The following is an 11,316-nucleotide window of genomic DNA, read 5'->3' as shown; positions in this document are numbered from 1 at the left end:
GTCGGTCCGCCCTCGCACAGGATGCGGTGCATGCCCTGCTCGCGCAGCATCGAGACCGCACGGGAGACGTCCACCGAGTCCTCTCCGGCAACCATGATGTGTTGCCGGTCGTCGTCGAGGTCGTGTCGTGCCGCGGTGCGCGCGCAGGTCACCAGGATCGGCCGCTGGTCCGGGTTGGTGAACAGCCGTGCCGGCAGGTCACCGCTGCGGCTCACCACGGCGATCGGGGGTGGCTCGGCTCGCCCTTCGTGGTGCCGCCTGGCGCGCGCAGCATCGCTGAGCGTTACCGGGCCATAGTTTTCGGCGCGGGCGGTGCCGGCGCCGACCAGCACGACGTCGGCCAGACCGCGCAGGATTCTCAAGAGGCGTTGATCGGTGGGGCATGACAGTGGACCCGCGCGACCATCGAACGCGGCGGCGCCGTCGGCGCTGAAGATCATGTTGGCTCGCACGCCATCTGGGGGATCGGCGTAGAACGGCGCGAGTTCGATGATGCTGGGGACGGCGCTGATCCGGGGCGACTCGCTCACGCGCTAAGCCTCGTGGCCGGGTTCCAGCTCGTGCACGTCGCCGAAGGATACCCAGGTCTCGAGTTCCTGTGGTGGATTGCCGCCCACCGGCGCGAGCAGGTGTCCGACGTGGTCACCGAGCGAAAAACGTTCCACGATCTCGCCGACGAACCAGGCGGCGGCATCGTCGAGGATGGGCATCTGTTCGGGTCCGCGATGCCAGGAACACTGGTCGAACTTGTCGACCTCGTCGCTGGTCTGGCTGCCGAAGAGCTCCACCACGTCCAGGTGCTCGCGGCCGAACACGTGCACGGCCAGGTGGGAGGCGTCACGGGCGACGCGGAAGGTGTGGTTGCGCTGGGACAGGCCGACCAGGAATCGCGGCGGATGGATGCTGGTCTGGCTGGCGAAACCCACTAGGCAGCCGGCCGGGGTGCCGTCGGCCTGGGTGGTGACGACGTACATCGGATAGTTCAGCAGTGCCACCAGCTTGTCGAATGCTTCGGTTGCCGGGTCGGACATCCGCTCAGTCTTCCCCGTGTGGCCCCCGGGGAATCGCGTCGTTGCGATTTGCCCGGCGCCGCGTCGACCTGACTCCGGCGGTACTCGCCAAAGTCAGGTTTGATTTCGGTTGCGTCGCAACCGCATCGGGGCGATGAAGCGACGAATCAGATAGGCGGCGACGCCGATGCCCAGAACCGCCACACCGGAAAGTACCGACGACAGTGGCATCGCGAAAGCCAGCACCACGCAGCCGAGAAACCCGATCACGGGAATGGCACGGTGCGGCCGGCCCTCGTCGGGTCCGAGGGTGAACGCGGAGGCGTTGGCGATGGCGTAGTAGATCAGCACGGCGAACGACGAAAAACCGATGGCGTCGCGAAGGTCGGTGATGGCGGCCAGGATCGCCACGACGACGCCGATCAGCAGCTCCGCGCGGTGGGGCACCCGAAACCGTGGGTGCACGGCGGCCAGCGCGTGGGGCAGATGGCGGTCCCGGGCCATGGCCAGTGTGGTGCGCGAGACGCCGAGAACCAACGCGAGCAGCGAGCCCAGCGCCGCGACCACCGCCCCAACTTGGACGGCGGGGACTAGCCAGCCCGTGCCCGCGGCGCGGGCCGTTTCGACCAGCGGGGCGGCGGTCTGGGCGAGACGGTTCGGCCCCAGCGCCGAGAGCGCGGCCACGGCGACCAGTGCGTAGACGGCCAGGGTGACGGTGAGCGCCAGCGGTATCGCCCGCGGAATGGTGTGGGCCGGGTCGCGCACCTCCTCGCCCAGCGTCGCGATGCGCGCATAGCCGGCGAACGCGAAGAACAGCAGACCCGCGGCCTGGATAACGCCACCGGTGGTGGCGCCGGTCAGGCGGAGTTGATCGGCGTCGGCGGCCGGGGAGGTGAACGCGGCGACGCACATCGCTGCCAGCACGGCGAGCACCGCGGCGACGATGACGCGGGTCAGCCAGGCCGACTTCTGCACGCCTGCGTAGTTCACCGCGGTCAGCGCGATCACCGCCGCGACGGCCACCGCATGCGCCTGCGCCGGCCAGACATACAGGCCGACGGTCAAGGCCATCGCCGCGCACGACGCGGTCTTGCCGACGACGAAGCCCCACCCGGCCAGGTATCCCCAGAAGTCTCCCAACCGTTTTCGGCCATAGACATAGGTGCCGCCCGACGCGGGGTAGCGCGCCGCCAGCCGCGCGGAGGATGTGGCATTGCAGTAGGCCACCACCGCGGCCAACGCCAGGCCCAGCAGCAGTCCCGAGCCGGCGGCACGCGCCGCGGGTCCCAGCGCCGCGAAAATCCCGGCACCGATCATCGACCCCAGCCCGATCACCACCGCATCGAAAACCCCGAGGCTGCGGTCCAATTCGCCGTGGTCCGCCGGGGCGCTCATCGAGGTGTTTCCGGAACAGTGATCGATCGCTGAAACATGGATACCTCATAACTTCGCGAGCTGGGGTCGGTGAAGATTCGGCATTGCATCGCTCATTCCTTAACCCAGCGGGTCGTTCTGGCGCACCCCTCGATACATGCCCCAACGCACGATCCACGGCATCACCACGCGGTCGACCGACCAGGACGGGAAGCGGAAAGCATGACCGGTGGGCAGGAAGACCTCCAGCCCGTTGGGCTGTATACCCACCAGGGAGCCCCAGCGCCGCGTCGGCGCCCGGTAGGCGCGTAGCGGCCGGCCGGCGAAGTCGGCGAGGACATTGCGCGCCACCAGGGCGTCACCACGGTTACGGGCGGAGCTGCGCAACGGGTCGGTCGCCGCGACGTCGCCGACCGCGAACACACCCCGGTGGCCGGACACGCGCAGCTCCGGGGTGACGCGCACATACCCACGCTCATTGAGCAGTTCCGCTGGCAGCCAGTCGGTGTTGGGTAGCACCCGCCCGATCGCCCACAGCACGGCGTCGGCGTCTGCCGGGGGTTGTCCGGTGCTCCAGTGGACCGGTTCGCCGGTAAGTTCATCGCCCGCGAACCCGTCGGTCACCACCGCGCGGTGTCCGGGGTGCACGCCGACGCCCAGCTGGGTCAGTCGACCGCGGATGCGCTGCCATATTCGTGGATGGTGCCCCTCGAGTGCGGACTCGCCGGGGAAATACAGGTCGATCCGCTTGTCCGGCCACGTGGTTGCCATGTTGAGGGCGCTGCTGACCGCCGCCGCCCCGCCGCCCACCACGATCACCGACGCGGCGGCGGCAAGCCGGTCGTGCGCGGAGCGCAGTCCCGCGCCGATCTCGGCCGCCGACTGCAATGTCGGCTGGCGCCAAAAGCCGTTGCTGACCCCGGTCGAGATGATCAGGGCGTCGTACGCCTCGGCGACGGCCGCGCCGTCTTCGGTTCGGCCGAAGACGGTTTGGGCGGTCAGGTCCACTCCGGTCAGCGTGGCCTGCACCGTGCGAACGCCGTCGAGGCGGCGGAACCGGTCGAACGGGATCCAGTAGTCGCGGGCCCAGTCGTGCGGACGCGAAAGCCGGACGCCGAGCTCCTGGCCGCTCACCAGCGCGGGTTTGGTCGAGATCCCGACGACGTCGGCATGGCGGGACAGCCGGATCGCCGCGAGGACACCCGCATCCCCGAGCCCGGCGACGATGACACGCTTGCGGTTCATGCCGTTATCCTGCCCTGCATAGATTGCGGACGAGCCGTCGACCGATCCGGGAGCGAGGGGGCCACATCAGGTGATCGTCTCGCGCAGAGTCGGTAGCGCGGAGCGGCTAAGGGAGGTTGCGGCCCCGGCGCGTCCGCGGATGAGCGCCGCGCTACGCACAGCGGTGCGCGCGTCGGCGCCTCGACCCGCCGCGGCCCGGCGCGCCGCCAAGGACTTCGAGAAGGGCCTGATTCCGGCGGTCATCGCCGAGATCCGCTGGTCGTTCACCCGGCCGCGCACCTGGCTGATGGGTGTGGTGGCCAACGTGATCTTCGCCGCCGGCTGGTTGCTGGTGCAGCCGCTGACTCCGGTGGGCCGTCACCACGATTGGGTGATCCTGGTGGGCACCTACTTCTCCTCCTGGGTCCTGGCCGATGTCACCACCACCAACTTCCTGGGCGCCGACCACTACCGCATCCTGCGGGGTTTATCGGACGGGGTGCCTTTCGGGCGCATCCTGCTGATCAAAAACCTCGCCCTGCTCGCGATCGTCGGGCTGCCCACCCTGGCCGCCGCGGTCGCATTGACGCTGTGGCTCGAAACGCCGGGGCGGCTGGGCATTACGATCCCCACCGTCGCGGTGCCCGTCGTGTCCTGGCTGGGTGTCGGCAACTTCATCTCGGTGCTGCACCCGGTCAGTGCCGAGCCGCTGATGCGGCGCTGGCGCCAGCGCGGCGATCTGCGCCGCACCCGCAGTTGGGTGCTGGCACTGACACTGCCCTATGCGCTGTACTACGTGGCCGATCCGATGAACGGCGTGGAGCACCGCGTGTTGTGGCAGCAGGCGCCCGCCGTGATCTGGCCGGTGTTCGGGCGCGAAACGAAAAGCTTCGTCCACCTCGCCATCGCCATGAGCGTGTGGCTCGCCGGCAGCATCGCCGCGGTGTATTGGGTGCGCAGGCGCGGGTTGCAGATCCGCTAGGACACCTGGGGTTTGATCTCTTCGATCACCCACTGCGCGTAATCCAGGTATTCGTCCACGCCGCCTACGGCGGGGACGGGAACCGCGGTCACGGTCACGCCCTGCTCGGCGAGCCAGCTCAGCCGGTCAACGATGTGTGCGGCGCTCATGCCCGGCCGATCGGTCGCACGGCGGGCGACGTGTCCTTCGCCGACCCGGTTGGTGCCCAGCCCGTGCATCACCTCGAATTCCCGGCCGTCGTAGGCGGGTTGGGACTTGATGTAGTCGAGTTTCAGCGCGATCTGTTCGGGCGGTGTGAGAAACGGCCACCACCCGGACCCGAAGGTGGCCGCCCGGCGTAACGCGGCGTCGGCGTCACCGCCGATCCAGATCGGAAGATGGGGCCTTTGAACTGGTTTCGGCTCGAAGGCGATATCGGCGAACGACACATACCGGCCGTCGAATTGAGGTGTGTCACTGGTCCACAATTCGACGATGGCCGCCAGATATTCGTCGGCGATGCGGCCGCGTTCATTGAATGGCACTGAAAGCAACTCGAATTCGCGAGCCAGCCACCCCACTCCGAACGTCACCATCATCCGGCCCCCACTCATCCAGTCGGCGGTGGCCAGCGCTTTGGCCAGCACGATGGGATGCTGCAACGGCAAGATGGTGACGCAGGAGTTGACGGCCACCCGTTCGGTGGCGCCGGCGATGAAGGCCTGCGCGGTCGTCGAGTGCAGATAGTGCGGCCCGGACAATTCGACATGGTCGGTGGGGATCACGAGATGCTCGGGCACCGCGATCATGTCGTAGCCCCACCGGTCGGCGCATTGCATCATGCGTCGCTGGTCGGGTCCGGTGACCGCGGCCTCCCAGGGCTGCGTAATCGCCTTGAGGCGCAGCAGGTGCGGAATGGGGAAGGCGAATTTCACGGGCGTCCCAGCCAGCGGTCCATGTCCTCCAATCTAGGGTGCTGTGTTGTTAACCTGGCGGCATGGACTCCGAAACGGACCCTGCCAGCAAAAGAGCGACGTTGGCCGCCACCAGTCGGGCGTTGCTGTGCATGATGTCCTACGAAGAGGAGATCTCCGGCTACGACCTCAAGAAATGGATCGACTGGAGCGTCGACCTCTACTACTGGAGCCCCTCCTACAGCCAGATCTACACCGAGCTGAAGAAGCTCGAATCGCTGGGACTGGTCACCTCGCGCGTCGAGCGCGACGAGGGCACCCGCAGCCGCCGGCTCTACAAGATCACCCCGGCCGGGATGGCCGCCGCTATCGAGTGGGTCAACAACGCCCCGGTGGACCCACCGGTGCTCAAACACAGCGTGTTGCTGCGGGTGACGTTCGGTCACCTCACCAACCCGGCTCGGCTCAAGGAACTGCTACAGGAGCATGTGGCATACTCCGACGCCCGTCATCGCAAGGCCGTCGAGGACGCCGAGGGGGCCGAGTCCGAACCCGCGTGGGCGTACTCGGTGATCGCGCTGCGCTGGGCCGCTAAGTACTACGCCGCCGAGCGCGAATTCGCTCTGGAGATGATCAAGGAAATCGACGAGGCCGACACCATCTCGCAGAGCGCTTCGAAGGGTGGCTTCGGCAAGCCTCGCCCCACACCCGGTTATTGGCGTGAGGTCGAGAAGCAGGTTCAGGCGAAGCGCGAAGCCGACTAGTTCTGACGGTGGCGACCGGTTTCGCGTGCCACCGGCCTGGGGGATCCCTACCCGAGAGATTATGGATATCAAAATCGAATAGCTAAATCATTTGTGTCACTTTGGTTTCGGTGATCACAGAGCGACGATTTTCGTCGGTGGGTGCGGCTAGTTTGGCGGTGTGGGTTCAAGTGACCAGCAGGATGTCGACGCGGTGTTCGACGCGCTCGATGCCGCCTGGGATCGAGCCTGCGCGCTGAACTTCGACGCGCTCAACCCGCAGCAACAGCTGGCAGTGTTGCGGCGCTGCGAAAAGCAGCGCCGGCGCATCCCGGCCGTCGAGCATCCGCTGATCAATTCCCTTGCCCGCCAGGCCCCCTCCCTAGAACTCGGCGGCACATTGGTCCATGCCGTCGCCGAGGCGACACTGATCAGCCGCACCGAAGCCTCGCGGCGCATCAAAGAGGCACGCGACCTGGGCCCGCGCCACGGCCTGACCGGCGAACCGATCCCACCCGCACTGGCCGCCACCGCCGCGGCCCAACGCGACGGCACCCTGGGCGCCGGTCAGGTCGCGGTGATCCGCAAGTTCTACCATCGGCTGCCCGGCTGGGTGGACCTCGCCAACCGCGAGCAGGCTGAGGCGCGGTTGGCCAAGGAGGGCAGCCGGTTTCGTCCAGAACAACTGGCCGGACTGGCCAACGCGCTCGCCGACTGCCTCAATCCCGATGGCACCTTCACCGACGAGGACCGGGCGCGTCAGCGCGGCCTGACGCTGGGTCACCAGGAATCCGACGGCATGTCGGCGCTGCGCGGATGGATCACCCCCGAACTGCGCGCCACCCTGGAAGCCGTCCTGGCCAAGCTGGCCGCACCGGGCATGTGCGACCCCTTCGCTGAGAGGCCATGCGTGGACGGCTCACCCACCCAGGACGCCATCGAGCACGACCCGCGATCGGCCGGCCAACGCAACCACGACGGGCTGCTGGCGGCGCTGCGGGCGCTGTTGGCCTCCGGCGAGCTGGGCCAGCACAACGGACTGCCGGCTTCCATCGTTGTCACCACCACGCTCAACGAACTGGAGGCCGCGGCCGGGCTGGGCCTGACCGGAGGCGGCACGATCCTGCCGATGAGCGACGTAATCCGCCTGGCCCGTCACGCCCACCACTACCTGGCCATCTTCGACAAGGGCAAGGCACTGGCGCTGTATCACACCAAACGACTCGCCTCCCCTGGACAGCGAATTGTGTTGTACGCCAAGGACCGTGGATGCTCGGCGCCCGGCTGCGACGTCAAGGGCTACTACTGCGAAGTCCACCACGTCACCGACTATGCCACCTGTCACACTACCGACGTCAACGACTTGACGTTCGCCTGCGGACCCCAACACCGCCTTCTGCGACCCGGCGGCTGGACCACCCGCAAAAACGCCCGCGGCGACACCGAATGGATCCCGCCCGCGCATCTGGACCGGGGCCGGCCACGAGTCAACACTTTCCACCACCCCGAGAAGCTTCTCCGCGATGGAGACGACGACGAAGACGCCGACAGCCCGGGGTTTGCATGACACGTCGTAGATCGCCCCTAGTTCTGGTGGCGGCGACCCGCTTCGCCCGGCTGCGCCGCGCTCGCGATCGCCGCGTCCCGGGCCGCGATGTAGCCGTACACCAGCCCTTGCGCGATCGTTGCGCCCGCGCCCGGATACGTCGTCCCGAACGCATTGGCGGCGGTGTTGCCGATCGCGTACAGCCCGGCGATCGCGCCGCCGTCTTCGCATAGCACCCGCGCGCGCTCGTCGGCCTTCAGGCCGCCGCAGGTGCCCAGATCGGACAGCACCATTTTGACCGCGTAGAACGGACCGTTGACCAACGGGCGCAGGTTGGGATTCGGCTTTATCGTCGGGTCACCGTAATAGCGGTCGTAGGCGCTGCGACCCCGGCCGAAGTCGGGATCCTCACCGGCAGCGGCATTTTGATTGAAGCGGGTCATCGTCGCGAAGAACTCAGAGACCGGAACGTCGATCCGCATGCCCAGATCGGTGAGGTTGTCGGTCCGGACCGCGATCCCGGCGTCATACCACGCCTGCGGGATACGCATCCGCGGAAACAGTTCGGCGCCAAAGACATAACTGTTGCGGTACTGCTGGTCGAAGATGATCCACATTGCCTCGACCGGGCTACCGGAACGCTCCAGCTCGAGCAGCCGCTGCCCGAACGACATGTAATCCGCCGCTTCGTTGGCGAACCGGCGCCCGTTCTGATCCACGATCAGACAGCCCGGCAGCGACCGCTCGGCCAGCATCACCGCCGGCGCCTTGCCGGGCAGCGGCGCGACGGCGGGGAACCACCACGCCTGATCCATCAGGTCGATGTCGGCGCCGATATCCTGGCCCGCGCGGATTCCGTCGCCGGTATTGGCGGCCGCGCCCAGACTCAGGTTCGCGCCCAACGATTCCGACTGGAATTTCCACCGCATGTCCATGCGGTGGTCGAAGCCACCGGTGGCCAGCACCACGCCGCGCCGCGCGGTGATCGTCACCTCGCGGCCGCTGTGCTCGACGACAGCGCCCGTCACGCGGTCGCCATCGCAGGCCAGGCGCGCGAGCGTTGTGCCGGTCCACACCGGGATGCCGGCACGCAGCAACCCGGTGAAGAGCCCGGCCATCAGGCCCTGGCCGCCCGCGGCGTAGCGGCGGCCCACCATACGGCCGGCCACACCCTGCGCCAGGCGCTTGCCGTAGACGGGAATTCCCTTGCGCGGCATCCGGGCCACCAGATTCATCCACCGGTAGTCGGCGCCCGTCGTCGGCATCGGGACGGTGACTTCCATCAGGCCGGGCTCCAACCGGGTGCGGTATTCGCCGAGCAGCGAGGTGTCGAAGGGGCGGCACTCGCAAGTGCGCCCGGCCGCGCTACCGCCCGGCTCCTCGGGGTGGTAGTCGGAATATTCGCGGGCCCAGAACAGCCGCAGCGGCGTCATCCGGCGCAGCATGTCCACCGTCGCGGACACGTGCGCCACGAACGCCGCCGAGCGTTGCGCGCTCGCCGACCCCGAGACCACCGCATCCAGGTAGGTGCCGGCACGCTCCGCGGTGTCACCGGCGTCCGCTTCGGCCAGCACCGGGCTCGCCGGCAGCCACAGTGCGCCGCCGGACCGGGCGGTCGAGCCGCCGACATACGACGATTTCTCCACGATCAGCACCGACAGCCCCAATTCGTGGGCCGCCAGCGCCGCGGCCATGCCGGTGCCGGAGCCGACGACGAGCAGGTCAACGCATGCGTCGGCCACGAGAAGTCCGGCGGGAATCGTCGCGCTGTGCGTCGTCACGTCCGCAACCGTAGGCCGCGGCGGCGCGACGCGAGAAGGTCCGTCCTGATGAATGGAACAAGGGGGTCCCACGGCCCGGTCCGGCGGAGTTAAATCAGGCTCATGACGTCGCAGACCGAGGCCGACGAAATTCGGTTCATTGAAGCCCAGGCCGCGCCGACGCGGTTCGCCCGCGGCTGGCACTGCCTGGGGCTGACCAGGGATTTCGGTGACGGCAAGCCCCACGCGATCAGCGCCTTCGGGCAGAAACTCGTCGTCTTCCGCAGCGGTGACGGGAACATCAACGTGCTCGACGGCTACTGCCGGCACATGGGCGGAGACCTGTCCCAGGGCGAGGTCAAGGGCAACGAGATCGCCTGCCCGTTCCACGACTGGCGCTGGGGCGGCGACGGCCGCTGCAAAGGGGTGCCCTACAGCCGGCGCGCCCCCAAACTGGCCCGCACCCAAGCGTGGACCACGCTGGAGCAGGACGGCATGTTGTTCGTGTGGAACGACCCGGAGCGCAAACCGCCACCGCCGGAGGTGACGATTCCGCGCATCGAGGGCGCCACCAGCGACCAGTGGACCGACTGGCATTGGTACACCACCGTCGTGGGAAGCAATTGCCGCGAAATCATCGACAACGTTGTGGATATGGCGCACTTCTACTACATCCACGGCGCGTTGCCCACCTACTTCAAGAACATCTTCGAAGGGCACGTCGCGACGCAGTACATGAACGGCGAGGGCCGCCCCGACATGGGCGGCACCGAAGGCGCGCAGATGCTGGGCAACACCTCGGTGGCGTCCTACTATGGTCCGTCCTTCATGATCGACGACCTGACCTATCACTACGAGCACGGCGATGCCAAGACGATCCTCATCAATTGCCACTATCCGATTGATGCGAATTCTTTTGTGCTGCAATACGGCATCATCGTGAAAAAGTCGGAGACGATGCCCGGAGACGAGGCGATGCAGACCGCGATCAAACTCGGCGACTACGTCAAGCTCGGTTTCGAGCAGGACGTCGAGATCTGGCGGCACAAGGCACGCATCGACAACCCGCTGCTGGTCGAGGAGGACGGCCCGGTCTACCAATTACGGCGCTGGTATCAGCAGTTCTACGTCGACGCCGCCGCTGTGCAACCGGACATGGTGGACCGCTTCGAATTCGAGCTCGACACCACCCGGCCCTACGAGGCGTGGATGAAAGAGGTCTCGGCCAACATGGCGGCCCGGGCGTGATGACGCTGGAATCGGCGGTGCGAGAGGATAATCGGCTCGACGAGATGCCGATGGTGCCGGTAGCGTGCCGCAATTGTGGCGCGCGGGTGCTGGCCCGCAAGAGCAGCTGGAATCAGACCAGCGTGCAGTGGAACGCTGACGCGACGGCCCGGTGTGTCGAACGCGCCGACGCACAGAAGATAGCAACACCGGGGAGCCGGGGTATCTTCATCGTGTGCACGGCGCTGAGTGCGGCGATCCTGGACGCGGTGCGCCGCGGGGATTTGTCCGTCGTCGACGAGAAGGACGGCGCACCAAGATAATTCAGCGGCCTTTGGTGCGCCTATCCCCGGGGGATCTCATCCTTGTGCCGCGGGCAGTACGAGTAGATGCTTTGGGCCACGAAGAAACCGGTGTGAAACTCGGGCAAACTGCTGCTGGCCAGCACTTCCTGCATCACCTCCATGGGCGTTTCGCCGGTGTCGAGTCGCGCGCACACGTAATGAGCGGCTTCGATCGCGTGTCCGGCCGAGGCTTGGTCGATGATGCCCTGCGCC

At 67.3% G+C, this 11,316-nt stretch carries 12 protein-coding genes; 5 read left to right on the top strand and 7 right to left on the bottom strand.

Annotation, left to right across the window (positions count from 1 at the left end; all coding sequences use genetic code 11):
* The 4 genes from VFW69_RS20305 to VFW69_RS20290 all read right to left on the bottom strand — a co-directional run.
* A partial coding sequence (locus VFW69_RS20305; protein WP_526503922.1) for a pyrimidine reductase family protein occupies positions 1–530 on the bottom strand: 530 nt, incomplete at its 3' end.
* A gap of 3 nt (positions 531–533) precedes the next feature.
* Complete coding sequence (locus tag VFW69_RS20300) at positions 534–1,031, bottom strand: flavin reductase family protein (RefSeq protein ID WP_526503920.1); 498 nt, start codon at positions 1,029–1,031, stop codon at positions 534–536.
* A 93-nt stretch (positions 1,032–1,124) separates the two neighbouring features.
* Positions 1,125–2,405 carry an amino acid permease gene (locus VFW69_RS20295; RefSeq protein WP_526503918.1) on the bottom strand — a complete coding sequence of 427 codons (1,281 nt, stop codon included), beginning with the start codon at positions 2,403–2,405 and terminating at the stop codon, positions 1,125–1,127.
* Positions 2,406–2,504: 99 nt separating this feature from the next.
* A complete protein-coding gene (locus tag VFW69_RS20290; RefSeq protein ID WP_526503916.1) occupies positions 2,505–3,629 on the bottom strand; it encodes an FAD-dependent oxidoreductase in 1,125 nt (374 codons plus the stop codon).
* Between the two features lie 70 nt (positions 3,630–3,699).
* Here VFW69_RS20290 and VFW69_RS20285 point away from each other — a divergent pair, with 70 nt between their 5' ends.
* Positions 3,700–4,590 (top strand): hypothetical protein, encoded by an 891-nt coding sequence (locus VFW69_RS20285; RefSeq protein WP_526503914.1) that lies wholly within the window; start codon positions 3,700–3,702, stop codon positions 4,588–4,590.
* On the opposite strand, the gene VFW69_RS20280 is transcribed toward VFW69_RS20285, so the two are convergent.
* The gene (locus tag VFW69_RS20280) at positions 4,587–5,504 is read right to left on the bottom strand and encodes a TIGR03619 family F420-dependent LLM class oxidoreductase (RefSeq protein WP_526503912.1); all 918 of its coding nucleotides are present in this window, start codon (positions 5,502–5,504) and stop codon (positions 4,587–4,589) included. The genes VFW69_RS20285 and VFW69_RS20280 overlap by 4 nt on opposite strands.
* 62 nt (positions 5,505–5,566) lie before the next feature.
* Here VFW69_RS20280 and VFW69_RS20275 point away from each other — a divergent pair, with 62 nt between their 5' ends.
* Both VFW69_RS20275 and VFW69_RS20270 read left to right on the top strand, forming a co-directional pair.
* Positions 5,567–6,247, top strand: a complete 681-nt coding sequence (locus tag VFW69_RS20275; RefSeq protein ID WP_526503910.1) for a PadR family transcriptional regulator — start codon at positions 5,567–5,569, stop codon at positions 6,245–6,247.
* Positions 6,248–6,407: 160 nt separating this feature from the next.
* A complete protein-coding gene (locus VFW69_RS20270) occupies positions 6,408–7,793 on the top strand; it encodes an HNH endonuclease signature motif containing protein (protein ID WP_526503908.1) in 1,386 nt (461 codons plus the stop codon).
* A 17-nt stretch (positions 7,794–7,810) separates the two neighbouring features.
* On the opposite strand, the gene VFW69_RS20265 is transcribed toward VFW69_RS20270, so the two are convergent.
* The gene (locus VFW69_RS20265; RefSeq protein WP_526503906.1) at positions 7,811–9,553 is read right to left on the bottom strand and encodes a 3-ketosteroid-delta-1-dehydrogenase; all 1,743 of its coding nucleotides are present in this window, start codon (positions 9,551–9,553) and stop codon (positions 7,811–7,813) included.
* 102 nt (positions 9,554–9,655) lie between these two features.
* Between VFW69_RS20265 and VFW69_RS20260 the strand changes: the two genes are divergently transcribed.
* Complete coding sequence (locus VFW69_RS20260; RefSeq protein WP_526503904.1) at positions 9,656–10,780, top strand: 3-ketosteroid-9-alpha-hydroxylase subunit A; 1,125 nt, start codon at positions 9,656–9,658, stop codon at positions 10,778–10,780.
* Complete coding sequence (locus VFW69_RS20255) at positions 10,780–11,082, top strand: ferredoxin (protein WP_526503902.1); 303 nt, start codon at positions 10,780–10,782, stop codon at positions 11,080–11,082. Before VFW69_RS20260 ends, VFW69_RS20255 begins: the two co-directional genes overlap by 1 nt.
* 20 nt (positions 11,083–11,102) lie before the next feature.
* On the opposite strand, the gene VFW69_RS20250 is transcribed toward VFW69_RS20255, so the two are convergent.
* Positions 11,103–11,316 (bottom strand): DUF732 domain-containing protein (locus VFW69_RS20250; protein WP_526503900.1); only part of this gene is annotated, 214 nt, incomplete at its 5' end.

It is taken from the genome of Mycobacterium sp. (assembly GCF_036273375.1).
Lineage (GTDB): Bacteria > Actinomycetota > Actinomycetes > Mycobacteriales > Mycobacteriaceae > Mycobacterium.
Note: the sequence above shows the minus strand (reverse complement) of the source record. Positions and strands in the feature narration are given on the sequence as shown.

Bases quoted from the DNA above. Each gene is read 5' to 3' on its own strand.
- VFW69_RS20300 (WP_526503920.1), bottom strand. From the start codon at position 1,031: ATGTCCGACCCGGCAACCGAAGCATTCGACAAGCTGGTGGCACTGCTG.
- VFW69_RS20295 (WP_526503918.1), bottom strand. From the start codon at position 2,405: ATGAGCGCCCCGGCGGACCACGGCGAATTGGACCGCAGCCTCGGGGTT.
- VFW69_RS20290 (WP_526503916.1), bottom strand. From the start codon at position 3,629: ATGAACCGCAAGCGTGTCATCGTCGCCGGGCTCGGGGATGCGGGTGTC.
- VFW69_RS20275 (WP_526503910.1), top strand. From the start codon at position 5,567: ATGGACTCCGAAACGGACCCTGCCAGCAAAAGAGCGACGTTGGCCGCC.
- VFW69_RS20260 (WP_526503904.1), top strand. From the start codon at position 9,656: ATGACGTCGCAGACCGAGGCCGACGAAATTCGGTTCATTGAAGCCCAG.
- VFW69_RS20255 (WP_526503902.1), top strand. From the start codon at position 10,780: ATGACGCTGGAATCGGCGGTGCGAGAGGATAATCGGCTCGACGAGATG.